This window comes from Bacillus sp. GW823-FHT06A11, assembly GCF_058795355.1.
The window spans coordinates 90,609-111,536 of record NZ_JBXAHS010000004.1; the positions used below are offsets into that span (position 1 = coordinate 90,609).

Below are 20,928 nucleotides of genomic sequence, written 5' to 3' on the forward strand. Positions count from 1 at the left end.
ATGAACCTTGTGAGTGTTTTTATTTATATATTAGACAAGTTCTTTTGATACAACGAATTTACGATATGCACCATGGTGAGTTGGACCTACGTATTCGTTAATTTTGAATGAGTAACGAATAGCGGCTGTGATGAATTCTTTAGCAGTTTTTACTGCTTCTTTCACAGGTTTTCCTTTTGCAAGTTCTGCTGTAATTGCAGCAGAATATGTACAACCTGCACCGTGTGTATTGGTTGTATCGATTTTTTCTGATTCTAGAAGTTCGAATGTTTCTCCATCATATAGGACGTCGATTGCAGTTTCCGTACCAAGTTTGCTTCCGCCTTTAATTAGTACGTATTTGGCACCTAAAGCGTGGATTTTCTTCGCTGCTTCTTTCATGTCCTCAAGAGAATTAATTTTCACACCGCTTAATTGGTAAGCTTCAAATAAGTTTGGCGTTACAACTAATGCCTTTGGCACAAGAACGTCACGTAAGCAATCGTTCGTTTCAGGATGTAATGCTTCATCTGCACCTTTACATACCATAACAGGGTCAACTACTACATTTTTGAAATTGTGCTTTTCGATTGTTTCTGCAACCATTTCAATAATTTCTACTGATCCAAGCATACCTGTTTTTAAAGCATCTACGCCAACACCTTCAATTGTTGTTTCTAATTGTGGTTTTAATGTAGAAGCTGGGATTGGAAATACGTTATGTGCCCAACCGTTATGTGGATCCATCGTTACGATTGTTGTAAGAGATGTCATTCCGTATACGCCAAGTTCTTGGAATGTTTTTAAATCTGCTTGTATACCAGCACCGCCACTTGTGTCAGAACCAGCGATAGTAAGTGCTTTATTTAATGTCATTATGAAAGCCCCCTCAAGTGATATAATGAAAACTATGTTTTCACCATTATATCAATGTTACGAATAAGTACAAAGTGAAAAGTAGATGATTTATTTTAAGAGCTATTTAAAATCTTGTATGCAGGAGACTGAGTATGTTTCGAGATAATCGTACAAATGAATTAGTTATATTAAAGGAAATTGCAGAAACATTAAATACATCAAATGATACGTATCATGTATTGCAAGCTGTCCTAGAGAAATTACTAAGTGTGACAGGCTTAACGACAGGATGGATTTTTCTTGCAGATGAAAATGGGAAGTATACGAAGTTGATTGATTACCAATTACCAGAGGCACTTACATATGAAAATAAACGCCCGATGTGCGAAGGTGAGTGTTGGTGTTTACGGGGTTTTGTAGATGGGAAATTAGAGAGAGCCGTTAATATTATTGAATGTAAAAGAATTAATAATGCAATTGAATATAATTGGGGAGATACGGAGGGCATTCTTCATCATGCTACGGTTCCTTTAAAAGCTGGAGGAGAAAAATTTGGGTTGTTAAATGTTGCAAGTCCGGGTAAAACACATTTTTCGGAAGAAGAATTAGTATTACTCCAATCGGTTGCTTTCCAAATTGGTACGGCTTTAAAGCGAACAAAATTATATGAAAATGAAAAAAGAAGAGCACATTATTATGTGAAATTAGAGCGTTTCATTCAAGATTTAAAAACGATTCATAAGTTTAATGTATTACCTGAAAAGGTGGTAAATCACGTAGGTGAAGTATTTCAATGGAATCAAGTAGCGCTTTTTATTAGGGAGGAAAAAGAATTATCTCTGCGAGCGTCTTACGTTCAGGAAGAGTTACAAGAGGAAGTGAAAGAGGCGGCCAACAAGGCGTTAGAGCAAGATGAACCAGTTCTAATAAAACATCAAATAGGGCATAATGTGCATCTAAATCAAACTGTTATTGCTACGCCAATACATATTCAAAACCATATATTTGGTGTTTTATGTGTTAGCTTGAATAATGGAGAGTTTGATGCTAATACAATAGATGTAATTCAAGCGCTATCAAACCATGTTTCGTTAATAATAGAGAATTTGAGGTTAAACGAGCAGCGCCGTGAACTTGTACGAATGGAAGAAAGAAACCGATTAGCAAGAGATTTACATGATTCTGTTTCGCAAAAATTATTTTCATTAACCTTCATGACAAAAGGCGCCGAGGCAGTTTTAAAAGGTAAAAATGAAAAGGTAGATCAATCTTTGCATGAGATGCGTGAACTTGCACAAGGAGCTTTGAAAGAAATGAGGACATTAATTTGGCAGCTTCGTCCAGCAGGATTAGAAAAAGGATTATTGCCAGCTCTAAAGCAGTACGGTGAAAATTTGGGACTGAAAATTAGGGAGCAAGTTACGGGTGTTCGTGATTTACCTCGTGTAGTAGAAGAAGCTTTATGGCGCATTGGCCAAGAAGCACTGAACAATGTAAGTAAGCATGCAGGTGTAAAAGAAGCGACGATTTATTTTACAGTGAATGAGAAAAATGTATCATTAGAAATAGTTGATCAAGGAAAGGGCTTTGTGGAAAAGAATATAAAAGAAAAGAAATCACTAGGTATGACTACGATGCGTGAAAGAGTAGAATTAGTTGGTGGAACAATTAAAATTGTAAGTAGTAATAAACGAACGAGCGTAAAAGTAAATGTACCATTATGATGTGAAAATGAGGGAAGTTTGTGAAAATAAAAGTATTGTTAGTTGATGATCATACAGTCGTTTTAAAAGGATTAGCATTTTTCTTAAGTACACAGGAAGATTTAGAGTTAGTTGGAGAAGCGAATAATGGGAAAGAAGCGTTAGTGAAAGTAGGAGAAACAAATCCTGATGTTATATTAATGGATTTATATATGCCTGAAATGGATGGTGTTGAGGCGACGGCATATATTAAAAAAGAGTATCCAAATGTGAAAGTAATTGTATTAACTAGCTTTTCTGATCAGGCGCATGTGTTACCTGCATTAAGGGCTGGAGCAAGTGGGTATATTTTAAAAGATGTAGAACCGGATCAGCTTGTTGAGGCTATTCGAAGTGCATATAAAGGTAATATTCAATTACATCCGGATATAGCAAATGCTCTTCTCTCTCAAACATTACCTGTAGAAGAAAAGGAAGAAGAACATTCTATTCAAGTGGATGTGCTAACAGCGAGAGAAAATGAGGTGTTGCAACTATTAGCAAAAGGGATGAGCAATAAGGAAATTGCATCTGTTTTAGTTATTACAGAAAAGACGGTTAAGGCGCATGTAAGTAGCATTTTGAGTAAATTAAATTTATCCGATCGTACGCAAGCGGCGTTATATGCAGTGAAAAATGGAATTTTATAAGACAAAAGTCGTAAGACCTAGTTCGCCTTTAGAAGGTGGACTTTTTTTATGGAAAAATACGTCTATGTGAGGACGAAATTGTCTTGATATAAAGATAAAATATGTTTGTAAGCAACAAAACAACAATTACAAGGGATACCTTTTTTGAAAGCATATAACAACATAAGAGTGAGTATTAGGAGGAAGAAATAATGGCAACAGTTTTATTCGTTAAAGCAAACAACCGTCCAGCGGAACAAGCAGTTAGTGTAAAACTATATGAGGCATTTTTAGCAAACTATAAAGAAGCACACCCAAATGATACAGTAGTAGAACTGGATTTATATAAAGAAGAATTACCATATGTAGGTGTAGACATGATCAATGGTACATTCAAGGCAGGTAAAGGATTTGATTTAACAGAAGAAGAGGCAAAAGCAGTAGCAGTTGCTGATAAGTATTTAAATCAATTCCTAGAAGCTGATAAAGTTGTTTTCGGCTTCCCATTATGGAACTTAACGATTCCAGCAGTGCTACACACGTATATTGATTATTTAAACCGTGCTGGTAAAACGTTCAAATACACGCCAGAGGGTCCAGTTGGCCTAATCGGTGATAAGAAGATTGCATTATTAAATGCACGAGGCGGCGTATATTCAGAAGGTCCAGCAGCTGAGGTAGAAATGGCTGTTAAGTATGTAGCAAGTATGATGGGCTTCTTCGGCGCAACAAACATGGAAACAGTAATTATTGAAGGACATAACCAATTCCCAGATAAAGCAGAAGAAATCATTGCTACAGGTCTTGAAGAAGCAGCTAAAGTAGCAAGTAAATTTTAATTAAAATTATAATCGTCACTCGAAAAAGCAGCATTAACATGTAAACGTTAATGCTGCTTTTTTTATATTTTTAGTTCATCAGCAAGTTTTTTTAATTGAATTCGATCTCGTATGTAATAGGTTCTTCCGTCTTTTTTTAAGTAATTTTGTTGGCAAAACTGATTTAATACATATAAAAGATGACGGTAGCTGATATTTAAATATTCCGAGGCCTCAGTATGCTTTTCTATATAACAATTATTTTGTTCTGTTAATAAAATAAAAGCAGCTAATCGATTTTCAAAAGGATAACTATAGTTTTTTGCGTAATTTTCAGTGCGAGTAATTGTCTTTTCTCCAATAAATTTGCATAAGTGCTGTAAAAACGTTGCATCTTGTAATAAAAGTTGCTGACAATCTTTAAGAGGAAGTGCCAAACAAACACAATCTTCTAGTACTTCAACGGACTTAGTAATATTTTCTACTCCTATTAATCCTAATTCCCCTATAAAAGATGGTGCTTGAATAAAATTAATTAATGAAACCTTCCCGTTTTTATGACTCATATATATTTTTGCCTTCCCAGAAATTAAGTAATAGAGATAAGGGAGAGTATTTCCTTCGCTACATATCATCTCTTTCGTTTGAAAAGAATGTAGCTCTACATATGGCAAGACATGAAATGAAAATAGGGTATGGAATTGATGGATTTGCATGTATTGATAAATTTCTTCCTCATTTTTGCTGATTTTCATATTTTCACCTCTATTTATAGTATGAGATATCTCCTATTATCTTTACAAGAAGGAATGATACGATTTATGTAAATTTGTTTTTGTAGAAAAGAGAGTGTGATGAGTTTATGAAAAAATATAAAACATTGCTATTTGATGTAGATGATACATTATTAGATTTCCAAAAGGCTGAAAAAGTGGCTTTACGGGTGCTTTTTGAAGAGAAGGGAATCCCTTTAACAGACGAGATAGAGGCTCGTTATAAAAAAATAAATAAAGGTCTTTGGGATGCTTTTGAAAAAGGGGAACTATCACGCAATGAAGTTGTAAATACACGATTCTCTCTGTTGTTTAAAGAGTATGGAGAAGAAGTAGATGGAATATTATTCGAAAATAATTACCGTAACTACTTAGAAGAAGGAAATCAACTCATGCAAGGTGCGTTTGAATTTATAAATCAAATTCAAGGGGAGTATGAGTTGTATATAGTGACAAATGGTGTTTCTAAGACGCAAGATAAACGTTTGCGTAATGCAGGGTTACATTCATTGTTTAAAGATGTTTTTGTTTCGGAAGATACAGGTTTTCAAAAGCCGATGAAAGAGTATTTTGATTATGTTTTTGAACGGATTCCTAACTTTGCACCTGAAGAAGGGCTGATTATTGGGGATTCATTAAGCGCGGATATTAAAGGTGGATATGTAGCGGGAATTGATACTTGTTGGTTTAATCCAGAAAGGAAGTTAAATGATAGTGGGATTATACCGACATATGAAGTGCATAATTTTGAGGAGTTAGAAGCGTTATTAAAGCAGCATGTGTAATAAAAAAATAGACAGTGGAGCTTTCGTCTCCAATGTCTATTTTTGTTAATTTGTATTTTCGTTATGTTTTGGGAGTGGAAAGGCATTCCCGATAGCAGCTGCACCAAGCATTGGCAATAGTAAATTAAGCGGGAAAAACATAAGTAATAGTAATGTTATAGCTATTGGCTTTCGTAACGCATAGCTCGAAATTGCTGTCGTTACGATAGCAACGGATGCTACTGGATCTATAGGAAGAATAGATGCTATAGCGTATCCAATACTTGATCCGGAAAATATAATTGGGAATATATGTCCACCCCGCCACCCTGTGTTCAAACAAACGGCAGTAATACACAACTTTAAAATCCCTGAAAGAAGTAGTATCCAAAAAGATAAATGGCTCCATTCAACAACTAACTCTTTTAATTGATGTTCCCCTGAAAATAATGTGTACGGAAGAAAAGTTCCTGCAATTCCTAATAAAATGCCACCGATAATTCCGAGTGTCAGCTTGTATTCCCTAAAAGGGTGAATTAACTTCTCTAATGTGAATTCTAACTTGAAATAAAAGAAACCAACTATAGCACCTATACTAGCAAGTGGAAGAAATGCGATCCATTCATTGAAAGAAAGTGCACCTTCCCCGAAATCAACAATAAAGGATCCACGATTATCGAGTTTACTCAGTAGTAAATAAACAGAAAAACCTGCGAAAGTAGTAGCTAAGTATACAATTGCCTTTTTTCCTTTAGAAAAAGCAGCAATTTGTTCCCCCTCATTTTCATTCGGTGCTAAATAACCGAATAATGGTGCGTTAAAAATGACACTTAAAGTAGCGCCAATTCCAATCTCGGTTAGCTCATTCATACCCTTTAAGGCAAATTTAAAGCGATCCCCTACCCATGTGCACAGTCCGCCTATAATTCCAACTAGTGCGGCTTCTGGACCAAGACTAGCTCCGAAAATTAAAACAATAATCGCTGTTAAAGTAGCCTGATGGACAAAGCGATATTCGATTCGACCAGTTTTTTTATATTCAGTCATCACTTCAGGCATAAGGCGTGGATATATACCGAAATATTTTTGTGATAGACCAACGAGGACCCCGCCAATTATTGTTACGCAAAGGGTGTAATAAGAGGGATAAGAGAGAACTTCAGGCAGGTATCTCCAAATAAAGTGGATTCCAATATTTATTGTGACTAAAAATAACCAGACTGTAGCTCCTACTATAGATCCTAGAAGAATGCCATATAGAGCAAGTATGTACTGCATATCTTTTTTATTTGTCATGTTATACCTCCGTTATGTAAATCTCAGTAGGGAAAAAGTGAAATATACTAGTGGAAAATGGATTGAATATATATAGTATCTTTTTGAGAGGACCGCCTATTCAACATATAGGCTGAATTTTAGAGAATTTGAATTTATAGGTTAAATTACTTATTTAATTTTATAGACTGATTTGAGTTTTTTAAAGGTCTTTTTTGAAATAGACTAGAATATATTTCTTTTGTTGCTTTATATGAAACTGTTAACATTTATTTTAGAACATTCAGAAAAACTGTTTGACATTAGGAAATTATTGCTATAAAATCAACGGTAATTGCATAGTCTTATCAAGAAAAGGTGGAGGGACAGGCCCGATGAAACCTTGGCAACAGCCGTATAACGGAATTGTGCCAAATCCTGCAGGTAGTAATCCTGAGAGATAAGAAAGAGCCTTTAGAGCGTGTTTTCAAACTGCTCCTTTCTTGTTTTCAGGAAGGGGGCAGTTTTTTATTTTGTATAAAAGAAAGGAGAATGAGAGATGGGAGAATCATGGGGAAAAGGAACGATTTGTGTGCAAGGTGGCTATACGCCAAAGAATGGTGAACCACGTGTTTTACCACTTTATCAAAGCACAACGTATAAATACGATACTTCGGATGATTTAGCAGCTCTATTTAACTTAGAGGCAGAAGGATATATTTATACGCGTATTGGAAACCCTACTCTAGCCGCATTTGAGCAGAAGTTATCAGATTTAGAAGGCGGTGTAGGAGCTGTTGCAACGGCTTCTGGGCAAGCAGCTATTATGCTCGCAGTTTTAAATATTTGTAGTAGTGGGGATCATTTACTTTGCTCTTCAACTGTTTACGGGGGAACGTTTAATTTATTTGGGGTGAGTTTACGTAAGCTTGGCATTGATGTTACGTTCTTTAATCCAAATTTAACGGCAGATGAAATTACGGCACTTGCTAACGATAAGACGAAACTTATCTATGCAGAATCATTAGGAAATCCAGCGATGAATGTTTTAAATTTCAAAGAATTTTCAGCTGCCGCTAAAGAATTAGAGGTACCTTTTATCGTTGATAATACATTAGCAACTCCTTATTTATGCCAAGCGTTTGAATATGGGGCAAATATTATTGTTCATTCTACGACTAAATATATCGATGGGCATGCGAGCTCTTTAGGCGGTATTGTAATTGACGGTGGAAACTTTGATTGGACAAATGGAAAATATCCTGAGCTTGTTGAACCAGATCCAAGTTATCACGGTGTAAGTTACGTTCAAAACTTTGGTGCAGCAGCATATATTGTGAAAGCACGTGTTCAACTATTAAGAGATTATGGAAATTGTATGAGCCCATTCAATGCATATATTAGCAATATTGGCTTAGAGACTTTGCATTTACGAATGGAGCGTCATAGCGAAAATGCTCTGGCAGTTGCTAAGTGGCTTGCTAATCATGAACGTATTGAATGGGTGAATTATCCGGGATTAGATAGTAATGAAAATTACTCGTTAGCACAAAAGTATTTGAAAAAAGGTGCTAGTGGGGTTTTAACATTTGGTATTAAAGGGGGATTAGAAGCAGCAAAAGAATTTATCGCAAATGTAAAACTAGCAACTCTTGTAACGCACGTAGCTGATGCACGAACTTGCGTTATACATCCCGCTAGTACGACGCATAGACAATTAAATGCTGAAGATCAGCGTTTAGCTGGTGTTACATCTGATTTAATTCGTTTATCGGTTGGTATAGAAGATGTTTCTGATATTATTGCAGATTTGGAAGCAGCTCTAGTTGGAGGCAAAACACATGCCGATCATAATTGATAAAGATTTACCGGCTCGCAAAGTGTTGCAAAAAGAAAATATTTTTGTAATGACGAAGGAGCGAGCAGAAACACAAGATATACGCGCTTTGAAAATTGCTATATTAAATTTAATGCCAACGAAGCAAGATACAGAGGCACAATTACTTCGCTTAATTGGAAACACACCGTTGCAATTAGATGTTCATTTACTTCATATGGAATCACATCTGTCTCGTAATGTAGCGCAGAACCATTTAACGAGCTTTTATAAAACGTTTCGTGATATTGAAAATGAAAAATTTGATGGGCTCATTATTACAGGAGCACCAGTTGAAACTCTTTCTTTTGAAGAAGTAGATTATTGGGAAGAGCTTAAACGTATTATGGAGTATTCAAAAACGAATGTAACATCTACGCTCCATATTTGCTGGGGGGCACAGGCTGGTTTGTACTATCATTATGGTGTTCCAAAGTATCCCCTTAAGGAAAAAATGTTCGGTGTATTTGAACATGAGGTTTGCGAGCAACATGTGAAATTGTTACAAGGATTTGATGAATTGTTTTTTGCTCCGCATTCTCGTCATACAGAAGTACGAGAGAATGATATTAGAGAAGTGAAAGAATTAACATTGTTAGCAAACTCTGAAGAAGCAGGTGTTCACCTTGTTATTGGGCCAGAAGGAAGGCAAGTTTTTGCCCTTGGACATAGCGAATATAGTTGTGAGACGTTAAAACAAGAATACGAACGAGATCGTGACAAGGGATTAAATATTGATGTGCCAAAAAACTATTTTAAACATAATAATCCAGATGAAAAGCCGCTTGTTAGGTGGAGGAGTCATGGTAATTTATTGTTTTCTAATTGGTTGAATTATTACGTGTATCAAGAAACCCCTTATATATTGTAAAGAAAGATTGTGTAACACGTGGCAACGTTTTCCTTGTAAAGATTAACTTATATTTTTCCGAATGTTCAAAATACATTGTTTTTCAGATTTTTTACTCATATAATTTCATCTAAACACAATTTTTGAGGGGTGGACAGTACTATGAAAGAAATTCAAGTTGGGTTATTAGGTCTTGGGACAGTTGGCAGTGGTGTGGTTCGTATTATTACGGATCATCAAGAACGACTCATACACCAAGTAGGTTGTCCAGTTAAGGTAACGAAAGTATTAGTGCAAAACATTGAGAAAGAGAGAGAGGTAGAGGTACCTTCTACTCTATTAACACAAGATGCAAATGAAATTTTAGATAATCCAAATATTGATGTTGTCATCGAAGTGATGGGTGGCATTGATGATGCAAAATCATATATTTTACAAGCTTTAAAAAGCGGAAAGCATGTTGTAACTGCAAATAAAGACTTAATGGCATTACATGGAGCTGAATTATTAGCGACAGCAAAAGATAATAAGGCTGATTTATTCTATGAGGCGAGTGTGGCAGGAGGAATTCCAATTTTACGCAGTATCGTAGAAGGACTTTCTTCAGATCTTATTACGAAAGTAATGGGAATTGTAAATGGAACGACAAATTTTATTTTGACGAAAATGTCAGACGAAGGGAGAGCATATAACGACGTGTTAAAAGAAGCCCAACAACTTGGATTTGCAGAAGCAGATCCAACATCAGACGTAGAAGGTTTAGATGCAGCAAGAAAAATGACGATTTTAGCTACTCTCGGTTTCTCTACAAATGTAGAGCTTGGAGATGTGAAAGTAAAAGGGATTACCTCTATTACAGAGGAAGATATTGAATACAGTAAGAGCTTAGGTTATACAATTAAATTAATCGGTCTTGCAAAACGAGATGGTGAAAAATTGGAGGTTACAGTTGAACCAACTTTACTTCCAAATACACATCCTCTTGCGGCAGTACAAAATGAATATAACGCTGTGTATGTGTACGGTGAAGCAGTTGGAGAAACGATGTTTTATGGACCAGGCGCAGGAAGTTTACCGACAGCGACAGCTGTTGTTTCGGATTTAGTTGCTGTAATGCAAAATATTAGATTAGGGGTAACAGGAAATAGTGCAGTAGTCCCACAATATCAAAAAGTATTAAAAGAGCCAGACGAAATTGTCGTGAAAAAGTTTTTAAGACTTCATGTAAAAGACGAAATTGGTGTATTTGCAAAAATTACTTCACTGTTCTCTGAGCGTGGCGTTAGCTTTGAAAAGATTATTCAAATGCCGCTTGAAGAGAAAGGAAAGGCTGAAATTGTAATTGTAACGCATCGTGCGTCTCTTGCTGATTATGATTATATTCTACATACGTTGCAAGGGTATGAAGAAATCGATTGTTTGAAAGCGAACTATCGAATTGAAGGGGATGCTAAGTAGTATCTCTTACCATAAAACAGAAAGAGCCTATTAAGCAGCTTGCTTAATAGGCTCTTTTCTATTTAAAATCTGCGTACCAACTTGAATAAATGCTTGGATAATCCAGCCTGTTGTAAAGGATAAGATGATTGTTCCAAAATAGATAGGTCCATCTAATAAAAAGCTTAACGTTAAAAATAAAAAGGCTAATGAAATCTCTGTTCTTCTAAACGTCCATTTTTTCTTTTCAGCAACCGTTAAAACGAAAGCTTCTTGAGGCGCTGCGCAAAGGTTTGTAGAGACGTAAAGACCAATTCCAGCTCCAACGAATAGATTTCCGCAAATAAGTGTTATATATTTTGGAAGAGAGCGGATAGCGTCCATAATAGTTGTAATGGAACCAATCCAATCAACAAAAAGAGAAATAAGAATCATCGTTACAATTGTACCGATTGTAATTTGTTTTTTATTCCAAAAGAGTACGATAAGTGTAAAGGCAAAGTTAATCATGAAAATCCAAAAACCAATACTTATCCCAAAATTTTGATATAGTGCAATAAAGAAGGAATCATAAGGACTAAGTCCAAAGGAAGTAATTGTTGTCATCATATTAATACCGATGGCAAGAATGAGTAAACCGCCAATGAAAAATATATATTTTAATTTGAATCGAAGCATAGTTGTATATCCTTTCTAAATGTATTTGCTAGGAAAGGATATATTGTGGAAAGCTTACCAGGTCAAGGGAGAATTTTTGTGAGAAGGGGAAAATGAGATGACAAATATAAGAAAGATTGCTGAACTTGCTGGAGTATCTGTTTCAACTGTTTCACGTGTACTAAATAATCATCCGTACGTAAATGAACAGAAACGAAAAGAAATTTTAGCAATTATAGAAGAATTAAATTACACGCAAAACGTGAATGCAATTCATTTAGTGAAAGGAAAAACGAATGTAATTGGCGTTTTATTGCCACACGTAAATGATCAATATTATAGTGCTATTATCGAGGGGATATCAAAAGAAACAGCAAAGAATAATTATAATATGATGCTTTGCCAGACAAATTATAGCGAAGAAAGAGAACTAGAAATTTTAAATATGTTAAAAATGAAAAAGCTTGATGGGGTTATTATTTGTTCTCGGACAAATAATAAGGAGAAGCTTGAAGAATATACGAAATTCGGCCCAATTGTTATGTGTGAAGAAATAGATTCGAAGTATATTTCAAGTGTCCATATCGATTACTACAAAGTATTTTCACGTGGGATGAAAAGCTTAATAGATGCCGGTCATACACGTATTGGATATTGTATTGGAAGAAGTAATAGCGTTAATAGCCAAAGACGAAAGAAGGCGTACGAAGATTCGCTTCAACAGAGTATCGTAACATCGTTAGAGACCTGGAAATTTGAGGGATGTTTTACAGTGGAAGATGGACGCAATGTAATTAGAGAATGGGCTCATATGTCAGTAAAACCGACGGCGTTCCTTGTATCTTGTAACCATATTGCAGCGGGGATGGTTACAGAAGCAAAAAAACAAGGAGTTCGTATTCCAGAGGATATTACGATTATCGGGTGTGATGATCAAGAGGTGGCAGATATATTGGGTATAACGACGATTTCGCATTCTAGTAAAAACGTTGGAGTGAAAGCGTTCGAATTATTATATGAAAAGATTAATGAAGAGAAATTAGATGTGAAGCATATAGAGTTATTACCAGAGTTAGTAGATAGAGAAACGACATAATTGAGAAGGTGTGAAAATCGCTTTTCAAAATTTCGTTTGGTATAATTATGGACAATCTATGAGGGCTAAAAGGGGTTTTGATATGAGATCAAAAGTAGTAAAAGTAATTCTACTCATTACAATTGCATCTTTCTGTTTATTTGCATATGGCTTTGTTTCAGGTGTAAATGATGTATTAAATCCGAAAGCTTCAAATTTAATTAAAAAGACCGATGTAGTGGCAAAAGAGAAAAAGAAAACGGGAACGTTACAAATCGTTAGTTTAGGTGATTCATTAACGCGTGGCGTTGGTGATAAAGAAGGAATTGGCTATGTTGGGCGAATGAAAGAGGATTTACAAAAAGATTATAAGCAAAAAATTGCATTAACAAATTTAGCAGTTAGTGGTGCAAAAATGCCCGATTTATTAAAACAAATTGAGAGTAGTGGCGCTCAATATTCAATTAAGCAAGCAGATGTAATCGTGTTAACGATTGGCGGGAATGATTTGTTCCCAGGCTGGGAATCGCTCGGGAAAATAGATTTAGAGACGTATCGTCCTGATACAGAAACGTTTCAAAATGAAGCAAAGAAAATTATAGAAGAAATTCGTAAATTAAATACAGATAGTCCGATTTTTTGGCTTGGTTTATACAATCCTTTTGAAGATGTAGAAGATTTAAAAGGGTCTTCAAACATTGTTGTGGACTGGAATGCATCTTTAGAGAAGTTAGCGCTAAACGATAAAAATGTGTATATTACACCGACATTTGATTTATTCCAAAACCGCGGGAAAGATTTATTATACTCTGATCATTTTCATCCGAATGAAGTAGGTTATACGTATATGGCAGAACGTTTAGTTCAAAATGTTGTAAGTAAATTAAAACTAGAACAAGGAGGGGTAAAATGACGACGATACTTTCCGTACGAGACTTGAAGAAGGTAATTGGAAACAAGACTCTTGTAGAGAATATTTCCTTTGATGTAAAGCAAGGAGAAGTGTTCGGGTTCCTAGGACCAAACGGTGCTGGAAAGACGACTACCATTCGAATGTTAGTCGGATTGATTAAGGCGACAGAAGGTAAGATTTCTATCGGTGGTTATTCGATTAAGGAAAATTTCAGAGAAGCGATGCGTCAAATTGGGAGTATCGTTGAAAACCCAGAGTTGTATACATATTTAACAGGATGGGAAAATTTAAAGCAATTTGCTCGTATGTTAGGTGATATATCAGATGAACGTATTATTGAAATTGCTGAAATGGTTCATTTAGATGAAAGAATTCATGACAAGGTAAAAACGTACTCACTTGGTATGAAACAACGCCTTGGAATTGCACAGGCGCTCCTTGGGAATCCTAAATTGCTTATATTAGATGAGCCAACGAATGGTTTAGATCCAGCAGGGATTAGAGAACTTAGGGAATTTATACATAAGCTTGTGAAAGAAGAAAATATGAGCGTGTTTATTTCAAGTCACTTGCTAAGTGAAGTGCAAATGATATGCGATCGCGTTGCTATTATTCATAAAGGAAAGATGATAACAGTTGCCAAGGTTGAAGAATTAATTAAAACAGCAAGTGATCGTGTAGAATGGATTGTTACACCAATTTCTAAGGCGAAAGATATGCTAGAAGCGGCCGAGGAAATAAGAGAAGTGAGTGTAAAAGGCGAGCGATTACTATGCCGCATGGATATTGCATCTATAAGTAGTTGGAATAAAAAATTTGTAGAAAATGAAATAGATGTACATAGCGTTAAGGAGCTTGTATTTACGCTAGAAGATTTATTTATTGAACTCACAAGGGGTGAGCAGCATGCGTGAATTTGCGAATCTAGTTTTAAATGAATCAGAAAAGATTTACCGTAAGAAACGTATTTTTGTTGTGATGCTTATTTTAGCAATCTTGATCCCGCTTTTTGTGTACGCGCAGTATCGTGAAATAGAAACGACACAAAAAAGACTCGGTACAACTGATTGGAAGGTTTCATTGCAACAGCAAATTGTTGATTCTCAGAACCGGTTGAACAATTCTAGGTTGCCAGAAGAATGGCGTGATTGGTTAAAGGTAAGAGTTGAGCAACAACAATATTATTTAGATCATGATATTAACCCGATGGCACCGGGTGCACCGACTTTTGTCAGAGCATTTATTGAACAAGGAATTACATTGTTTATTCCGCTTCTCGTAATGATTGTCGCTATTGATATCGTTTCAGGAGAACGAAGTGATGGGACAATGAAGATGTTACTTACGCGGCCGATTCGGCGCTGGAAAATACTCCTTAGTAAATACGTGACGATGTTATTTTTCATTTCGCTCATACTGTTTCTTGTAGGTTTGTTTGCTTACATATTATCAGGGCTTGTATTTGGATACTCGGGATGGAATTTACCTGTTTTAACAGGATTCGTCATTGATAAGGAAACGTTAAATACGAACTTTGTGCATCTTATTCCGCAGTGGCAATACATCTTAATGGCGTATGGACTAGCCTGGTTTGTTGCTATCGTTGTCGGAACTATATCATTTATGGTCTCTGTTTTAATTCGTAATACACCAGCTGGTATGGGCGTTATGCTAGCTGCATTAATTGCAGGCGGTATCTTAAGCTCATTCGCAACATCTTGGGAAGGTGCGAAATATATTTTTAGCGTGAACTTATCATTAACGGATTATTTATCAGGAAAATTACCTGCATTACAAGGCTTATCAATGGGATTTTCTTTGATGAATTTAACTGTTTGGGCAGTTGTTTCCCTTATTATTTCGTTCTTAGTATTTACAAAACAGGATATGTTGAATTAATTAGACAGGAAGTGACAGTATGGAAAATGTTTTAAAGAATGATTGGGGACCATTATTGGCACCAGAATTTGAGAAAGAGTATTATCGTACTCTATCCAGTTTTTTGACAGAAGAGTACAGCACGCATGTTGTTTATCCGAAGGTAGAAGATATTTTTAACGCTCTTCAGTATACAAGTTATGAAAATACAAAGGTTGTTATTTTAGGACAAGATCCATATCATGGACCGAATCAAGCGCATGGTTTAAGTTTTTCTGTACAACCTGATGTTAAAACACCACCATCATTGTTAAATATGTACAAAGAACTTCGAGATGAATATGGTTATGAAATCCCGAATAACGGTTATTTAGTAAAATGGGCGGAACAAGGAGTATTACTACTAAATACTGTATTAACAGTTCGTCAAGGCGAAGCAAATTCTCATAAGGGAAAAGGATGGGAGCACTTCACAGATCGTGTGATTGAACTGTTGAACGAACGTGCAAAGCCAGTTGTTTTCATATTGTGGGGGCGCCATGCGCAGGCGAAGAAGAAGTTAATTACGAATCCGAATCATCATATTATCGAATCTGTACATCCAAGCCCATTATCGGCAAGACGTGGTTTCTTTGGTAGTAAGCCATACTCTAAAGTAAATACGATTTTAGCTAATATGGGAGAAAGAGAAATTGATTGGGAAATTCCAAATTTATAAATAGAAAAGGTAGTTAACAGTCGTTAACTACCTTTTTATTATTGTTGTTCGTTCTTTAATTTTGCATCTAGTACAAAAGTACCAAATGGGATAACTGATGAAACAAATGCTCCAAGTGCCCATAAAATTGATTTACGGTGTACGATTGTTACTTGAATTACTGCAAAGATGAATAGAATAAACAGAACACCATGAGCCATTCCTGTAATTTTAACAGCTGTTGCAAATCCTGCGAAATATTTCAATGGCATTGCTACAAATAATAGTAATAGGAAAGAAATACCCTCAACTAGTCCAATTGCTCTTAATCGTCCGATTGGTGTAGATAACATAAAGTAGCCTCCTTTAACGTATGCTTGTATATAGTAAATTTGTATTCTTTTTCAAAATAAAATAGTCTATTTTGTTTCATTATATACAAAAAGAAAGTTTACACTACGAGAATAGTGCAAAGTTCAAAATATAGTCACAAAAGCATGAGAATTTAAATAAAAACCTATTTGAAGTATTTGACTTCAAATAGGTTTTGTGAATGAAAATATTAAACAAGTACATCCGTTTTTAAAACGAATTTCTCTACAACTTTTGCGACACCATCATTCATATTTGTATCTGTTACGTAGTTTGCAATTTCTTTAATATCATCAGGTGCATTGCCCATTGCAACACCAAGACCAGCAAATTCAATCATTGCTTGGTCGTTATAGCTATCGCCCATTGCGATAACTTCTTCACGCTTAATGCCAAGCTTTTGAATCAGTTTGTTTAAGCTCGTTCCTTTTGTAACACCGGCTTCAGTAAATTCTAAGAAGAATGGTTTCGAACGCATCACACTTAATTGGCCTTCTAGTTGTTTTTGTAGTTTCTTTTCAACTTCAACAAGGCGTTCAGCTTCTTTATTCATTAATACTTTTACTACAGGCTCTTTAACTGCGGCTTTAAAGTCATCTACTACAACAATTGGCATACCAGTAATATCGCCCTCAATTTCAGTATAAGGATTATTTTCTTCCGTTACGATATCATCGCCCATATAAGTATGAATCCATACATCTTCAGTTTTACTAATTTCAAATAGGTTGTGAACGATTTCAGGAGATAGTGTACTACTAAAGATTTCTTCGTTTGTTTTACAGTTAATAATTTTTGCGCCATTAAAAGATAGAATGAAACTGCCGTATTCTTCTAAGCGAAGTTCTTTGGCTACATTGCGCATACCAAACGTTGGACGTCCAGAAGCAAGTACAACCTTTACCCCTTGCTCTTGTGCAGTCATTAACGCTTCTTTCGTACGAGGTGAAATAGTATGGTCATCACGTAATAAAGTATCATCTAAATCTAAAACAATCATTTTATAAGTCATATAGAAAATTCCTTTCTTTAATTGAAATCAAAATACATGTTCATGAAGATGTTGAGGAATAATAGTAAGACATCAAACCTCTTTGAAAAGAAGTAGATAAATCATTATGAGTGTGTTGCTCATAATATCGGTTAATAATCATTGGGGATGGATAAAACCCCAATGATTCAAGTTTGATTTTATCGTAACAACTCTAAAGGTAGAGTGCAATAATGGAAGTTTTCCAATTTACGATATTTGTTTTGCTGTGGAACGAGAAAATAGTATTTCTAGCAAAATGGCCATTACAGATCCAAGAACGAGACCGTTACTTAAAAACGATGCTAGAAATGGTGGAAGTGTGGAATATGCTCCTGCTGGAACAAACATAACTCCGACTCCTGTGAAGATTGAAAGACCGGCTACTTTAAATAATTGTTCTTTATCCTGGACAGTTTCGTATTCTCGAAAGGCGAGGCCAATCATGCTTGCGAATACAGGATAAATAGCGGCATAACCAACTGCAACAGGGATTGCTGCAAAGAATGAAGTGATCTTTGGGAATATACTAACGACAATAATAAAGCTTGATCCTAATATAAAAGGGAGACGTTTATAAATATTAGTCGTTGCAATAAAACCTGCTGATCCAGAAATAGCGACAGGCCCAATAGCTGAAAACAGGCCACCTAGCAATTGGTTGATTCCTGTTATAATGCCGGCTTGTTTAAAACGATCTGATGCAGCATTTTCTTCATATTTAGAGACAACCTTTTGTACAACGCGAATACTTGCTAACATATTTGTTAGAAGTAAGAGTGTAACAAATATGACCGTAATTACCATATTCCATTCAACACGAGGCATGCCGAAAACAAATAAGGACGGAAAACGGATTATGTCTGTCACTGGTGTTATTGGATTAGATAATCCGAAGCATGCGAATAATATCCAGCCGCATATGATACTGAAAAGAACGGAATATTGTCCAATAATAGGTAGCTTCATGATGAAAAAGGATAGTAAAATAACAATGAGTGAAAGAATAAATACGTTAGGTTGTACTTCTGTATGTTTTCCATCAAGGCCAAACATTCCCTTTAAGAAGGAGCCACTGAGTTGCGCGACAAGAAGAAATAAATACGTTCCAATGACTGTCGGTGTAAAATAGCGAACGAGTTTATCAATAAGTCCAAAAACGCTAAGAATAATACAAATAATACCGCTTAATAAGAAAGCATATTGAAGAACTTTAAGTGTCTCATTGCTTGATCCAAATAATACGACGCCTAAACTTGCGTAAAGGGAGAAAATTCCCCACCAAAGGCCAGCAGGACCTTCTTGAATAGGAAGTTTATGCCCAAATATAGCTTGCAAGAGACCTGCAAAGCCTAGAACAAATAATGTTCTTTGTACGAATGCAATGGCTTCAGCGCCAGCAAGACCATAACTAGTTGCGACACTAATTGGTACAATAAGGCTTCCAGCTAAAATAAATAGTGCCCATTGTAAGGCGGAAAGAAATGTCTTCATTATATCAACCTCTTTCATAGATTCCGTATCTAGTATATACGTATTTTATTTCCACTGGCAAAGATTGTAGATAGAGAAAAGAGTTGAAACACGGTATGAATGCACGTAAGCAATTATGGATAGCAGTTATATGTATGACTTTTGTTGTAATTCTAGGAACGATAGGATTTATGACAATTGAAGAGATTAGTTTGTTTCAAGCATTTTGGATGACGATGATTACTGTATTGACTGTTGGATACGGAGATGCTGTTCCTGTAACGCAAGCAGGGAAAGTATTTGCGCTCCTTATTATTCCTGTTGGTGTAGGTATTGTTACGTATGCAATTGGGGTAGTGGCAGCTATGATTATTGAAGGGAATTTATTTCATGCAGTACGGAGGAAGAAGATGGATAAACAAATAGCGCAGTTGAAAAATCATATTATAGTATGTGGTTGCGGTAGAGTGGGGCTTCAAGTTGTACATGAATTGCAAGAAAAGAACATTCCATTTGTCGTTGTTGATAAAGATGAAAGTATATTGGAGCAGGAAAAGCTTTTATTTGTACATGGAGATGCAACGGAAGATCAAGTATTACATAATGCCGGAATTTTAAAAGCAGCTGGTTTAGTTGCTATTGTTGCAAATGATGCCGAAAATGTATTTATTACATTAACAGCAAGAGGATTAAACGATACGATTAAAATTGTGGCGAGATCTGAAAAGCCAGAAACTGAAGAGAAATTAAGGCGTGCTGGTGCAAATAAGGTTATTAATCCATCTAGTATGGCAGGTATTCATATAGCAAAAGGTATTGCAAATCCATTAACCGTTCATTATATTGATACAGTGTTGTATGGAGTAGAACAGTCATTTGTCATTGAAGAAATTCTAGTTGGCAAAGATTCAATACTAGTCGGTAAATCGTTACTAGAGAGTAATGTAAGGAATCAGTTTGATGTAACGATATTAGCGATTTCAAGAAATGGGAATATTATACATAATCCAACAGGGCAGGAAAAACTACAAGAACATGATATGATAATAGTATTTGGTTCAGTAGAGAAACTGGGACAATTTGAGAAAGAATTACAAAGTACGAGGTGATAAGGAATGCAAATATCTAGTGACAAGATTTTAAATAAAATGGCGAATGAAATTGCGAAGGCAAAAAGTAGCGAAGGACAAAAGTCAAAAGAACATTTATTAGTTGTGCGTGCTTTATGCGATTTACTATTAGATGAACAGGTTGAATCTTCTACGTATAGGGAGCCGCAAATTCAATCGCAAGTAATTGGATCACAGCCTATAACAACAGTTCAACCAGTTATACCAGTTTCTGGAGAGCCTGTGTATATAAAAGAAGAAGGTGCAAATGGTAATTCTTTATTTGATTTTTAAGAATTAAATCGTTTGGCTTATATGAAAAAATTGCTTATGATAAAGGTAAAAAAGGGGAATTAAGATGAAAATTTTCTTTTTACTAGGTTGTATTGCAGCGGGGCTATCTGTTGCGTTAGGGGCCTTTGGAGCACATGGTTTAGAAAATAAAATTTCTGCGAAAATGTTAGAAGTTTGGAAAACAGGCGTTACATATCAGATGTTTCATGCAGGTGGATTATTCGTAGTTGCTTTATTGATGGATAAGGTTCAATCATCACTTTTAACTACTGCTGGTTGGCTAATGGTAGCTGGGATTATTATGTTCTCAGGTAGTTTGTATGCATTAAGTACGACAGGCATTAAGTTCTTTGGCCCAATTACACCTCTTGGTGGTGTAGCGTTTATTGTGGCGTGGATTCTAGTAGGGACTGCAGTTGTAAAAGGATTATAAAAAACAAAAGCTGGCAT

Annotated in this window: 22 protein-coding genes and 1 riboswitch; of the genes, 15 read left to right on the forward strand and 7 right to left on the reverse strand. The window is 35.6% G+C overall.

The window, feature by feature from the left end; genetic code table 11:
• Positions 1 to 30 precede the first annotated feature (30 nt).
• The gene (gene pdxK / locus AC1Q8L_RS19715; protein WP_000174259.1) at positions 31 to 855 is read right to left on the reverse strand and encodes a pyridoxine/pyridoxal/pyridoxamine kinase; all 825 of its coding nucleotides are present in this window, start codon (positions 853 to 855) and stop codon (positions 31 to 33) included.
• Positions 856 to 989: 134 nt separating this feature from the next.
• Here pdxK and AC1Q8L_RS19720 point away from each other — a divergent pair, with 134 nt between their 5' ends.
• The 3 genes from AC1Q8L_RS19720 (at position 990) to AC1Q8L_RS19730 (ending at position 4,047) form a co-directional block, all read left to right on the forward strand.
• Complete coding sequence (locus AC1Q8L_RS19720; RefSeq protein WP_000488132.1) at positions 990 to 2,561, forward strand: GAF domain-containing sensor histidine kinase; 1,572 nt, start codon at positions 990 to 992, stop codon at positions 2,559 to 2,561.
• A gap of 20 nt (positions 2,562 to 2,581) precedes the next feature.
• Entirely contained in the window at positions 2,582 to 3,229 is a 648-nt protein-coding gene (locus AC1Q8L_RS19725) for a response regulator (protein WP_000695797.1), read from the forward strand.
• A 191-nt stretch (positions 3,230 to 3,420) separates the two neighbouring features.
• Positions 3,421 to 4,047 (forward strand): FMN-dependent NADH-azoreductase, encoded by a 627-nt coding sequence (locus tag AC1Q8L_RS19730; protein ID WP_000246722.1) that lies wholly within the window; start codon positions 3,421 to 3,423, stop codon positions 4,045 to 4,047.
• A gap of 62 nt (positions 4,048 to 4,109) precedes the next feature.
• Here the strand turns inward: AC1Q8L_RS19730 and AC1Q8L_RS19735 are convergent, their stop codons facing one another.
• The gene (locus AC1Q8L_RS19735) at positions 4,110 to 4,781 is read right to left on the reverse strand and encodes a transcriptional regulator YeiL (protein WP_000703309.1); all 672 of its coding nucleotides are present in this window, start codon (positions 4,779 to 4,781) and stop codon (positions 4,110 to 4,112) included.
• A 107-nt stretch (positions 4,782 to 4,888) separates the two neighbouring features.
• Here AC1Q8L_RS19735 and AC1Q8L_RS19740 point away from each other — a divergent pair, with 107 nt between their 5' ends.
• Complete coding sequence (locus AC1Q8L_RS19740) at positions 4,889 to 5,584, forward strand: YjjG family noncanonical pyrimidine nucleotidase (protein ID WP_000760188.1); 696 nt, start codon at positions 4,889 to 4,891, stop codon at positions 5,582 to 5,584.
• 45 nt (positions 5,585 to 5,629) lie between these two features.
• Here the strand turns inward: AC1Q8L_RS19740 and AC1Q8L_RS19745 are convergent, their stop codons facing one another.
• Entirely contained in the window at positions 5,630 to 6,859 is a 1,230-nt protein-coding gene (locus AC1Q8L_RS19745; RefSeq protein ID WP_000182473.1) for a chloride channel protein, read from the reverse strand.
• Between the two features lie 320 nt (positions 6,860 to 7,179).
• Positions 7,180 to 7,284, forward strand: a riboswitch (SAM riboswitch).
• Positions 7,285 to 7,376: 92 nt separating this feature from the next.
• Here AC1Q8L_RS19745 and AC1Q8L_RS19750 point away from each other — a divergent pair.
• The 3 genes from AC1Q8L_RS19750 to AC1Q8L_RS19760 all read left to right on the forward strand — a co-directional run bounded on the left by AC1Q8L_RS19750 (position 7,377) and on the right by AC1Q8L_RS19760 (position 11,001).
• Positions 7,377 to 8,675 carry a bifunctional O-acetylhomoserine aminocarboxypropyltransferase/cysteine synthase gene (locus AC1Q8L_RS19750; protein ID WP_000504786.1) on the forward strand — a complete coding sequence of 433 codons (1,299 nt, stop codon included), beginning with the start codon at positions 7,377 to 7,379 and terminating at the stop codon, positions 8,673 to 8,675.
• Complete coding sequence (gene metA, locus AC1Q8L_RS19755; protein WP_001121532.1) at positions 8,659 to 9,564, forward strand: homoserine O-acetyltransferase MetA; 906 nt, start codon at positions 8,659 to 8,661, stop codon at positions 9,562 to 9,564. The genes AC1Q8L_RS19750 and metA overlap by 17 nt, the downstream gene beginning before the upstream one ends.
• Positions 9,565 to 9,705: 141 nt before the next feature.
• The gene (locus AC1Q8L_RS19760; RefSeq protein WP_000659109.1) at positions 9,706 to 11,001 is read left to right on the forward strand and encodes a homoserine dehydrogenase; all 1,296 of its coding nucleotides are present in this window, start codon (positions 9,706 to 9,708) and stop codon (positions 10,999 to 11,001) included.
• 30 nt (positions 11,002 to 11,031) lie between these two features.
• Here AC1Q8L_RS19760 and AC1Q8L_RS19765 read toward each other — a convergent pair whose 3' ends face one another.
• Positions 11,032 to 11,658 carry a YczE/YyaS/YitT family protein gene (locus AC1Q8L_RS19765; protein ID WP_000943430.1) on the reverse strand — a complete coding sequence of 209 codons (627 nt, stop codon included), beginning with the start codon at positions 11,656 to 11,658 and terminating at the stop codon, positions 11,032 to 11,034.
• A 97-nt stretch (positions 11,659 to 11,755) separates the two neighbouring features.
• On the opposite strand from AC1Q8L_RS19765, the gene AC1Q8L_RS19770 reads away from it, so the two are divergent.
• The 5 genes from AC1Q8L_RS19770 to AC1Q8L_RS19790 are packed head-to-tail and all read left to right on the forward strand — an operon-like array spanning position 11,756 to position 16,221.
• The gene (locus AC1Q8L_RS19770; protein ID WP_016513277.1) at positions 11,756 to 12,733 is read left to right on the forward strand and encodes a LacI family DNA-binding transcriptional regulator; all 978 of its coding nucleotides are present in this window, start codon (positions 11,756 to 11,758) and stop codon (positions 12,731 to 12,733) included.
• Between the two features lie 10 nt (positions 12,734 to 12,743).
• Positions 12,744 to 13,625 carry an SGNH/GDSL hydrolase family protein gene (locus AC1Q8L_RS19775; RefSeq protein ID WP_002094210.1) on the forward strand — a complete coding sequence of 294 codons (882 nt, stop codon included), beginning with the start codon at positions 12,744 to 12,746 and terminating at the stop codon, positions 13,623 to 13,625.
• Complete coding sequence (locus tag AC1Q8L_RS19780; protein ID WP_000207730.1) at positions 13,622 to 14,539, forward strand: ABC transporter ATP-binding protein; 918 nt, start codon at positions 13,622 to 13,624, stop codon at positions 14,537 to 14,539. Before AC1Q8L_RS19775 ends, AC1Q8L_RS19780 begins: the two co-directional genes overlap by 4 nt.
• The gene (locus tag AC1Q8L_RS19785) at positions 14,532 to 15,524 is read left to right on the forward strand and encodes a DUF2705 family protein (RefSeq protein WP_001206475.1); all 993 of its coding nucleotides are present in this window, start codon (positions 14,532 to 14,534) and stop codon (positions 15,522 to 15,524) included. The genes AC1Q8L_RS19780 and AC1Q8L_RS19785 overlap by 8 nt, the downstream gene beginning before the upstream one ends.
• 19 nt (positions 15,525 to 15,543) lie before the next feature.
• Positions 15,544 to 16,221, forward strand: a complete 678-nt coding sequence (locus tag AC1Q8L_RS19790; protein WP_000432541.1) for a uracil-DNA glycosylase — start codon at positions 15,544 to 15,546, stop codon at positions 16,219 to 16,221.
• 38 nt (positions 16,222 to 16,259) lie between these two features.
• Here the strand turns inward: AC1Q8L_RS19790 and AC1Q8L_RS19795 are convergent, their stop codons facing one another.
• From AC1Q8L_RS19795 to AC1Q8L_RS19805, 3 genes are all read right to left on the reverse strand, one after another.
• Positions 16,260 to 16,553 (reverse strand): DUF3817 domain-containing protein, encoded by a 294-nt coding sequence (locus AC1Q8L_RS19795; RefSeq protein ID WP_000953396.1) that lies wholly within the window; start codon positions 16,551 to 16,553, stop codon positions 16,260 to 16,262.
• A 209-nt stretch (positions 16,554 to 16,762) separates the two neighbouring features.
• On the reverse strand, positions 16,763 to 17,584 hold the full coding sequence (locus AC1Q8L_RS19800) for a Cof-type HAD-IIB family hydrolase (protein ID WP_000221382.1): 822 nt from the start codon (positions 17,582 to 17,584) through the stop codon (positions 16,763 to 16,765).
• Positions 17,585 to 17,812: 228 nt separating this feature from the next.
• Positions 17,813 to 19,096 (reverse strand): purine/pyrimidine permease, encoded by a 1,284-nt coding sequence (locus AC1Q8L_RS19805; RefSeq protein ID WP_000847014.1) that lies wholly within the window; start codon positions 19,094 to 19,096, stop codon positions 17,813 to 17,815.
• Between the two features lie 95 nt (positions 19,097 to 19,191).
• Here AC1Q8L_RS19805 and AC1Q8L_RS19810 point away from each other — a divergent pair, with 95 nt between their 5' ends.
• The 3 genes from AC1Q8L_RS19810 (at position 19,192) to AC1Q8L_RS19820 (ending at position 20,911) form a co-directional block, all read left to right on the forward strand.
• Positions 19,192 to 20,184 (forward strand): potassium channel family protein, encoded by a 993-nt coding sequence (locus AC1Q8L_RS19810; protein WP_000993985.1) that lies wholly within the window; start codon positions 19,192 to 19,194, stop codon positions 20,182 to 20,184.
• A 6-nt stretch (positions 20,185 to 20,190) separates the two neighbouring features.
• The gene (locus tag AC1Q8L_RS19815; protein ID WP_001167346.1) at positions 20,191 to 20,478 is read left to right on the forward strand and encodes a YwdI family protein; all 288 of its coding nucleotides are present in this window, start codon (positions 20,191 to 20,193) and stop codon (positions 20,476 to 20,478) included.
• 64 nt (positions 20,479 to 20,542) lie between these two features.
• Positions 20,543 to 20,911, forward strand: coding sequence for a DUF423 domain-containing protein (locus AC1Q8L_RS19820; protein WP_000688315.1), 369 nt, complete (start codon positions 20,543 to 20,545; stop codon positions 20,909 to 20,911).
• Positions 20,912 to 20,928 lie beyond the last annotated feature (17 nt).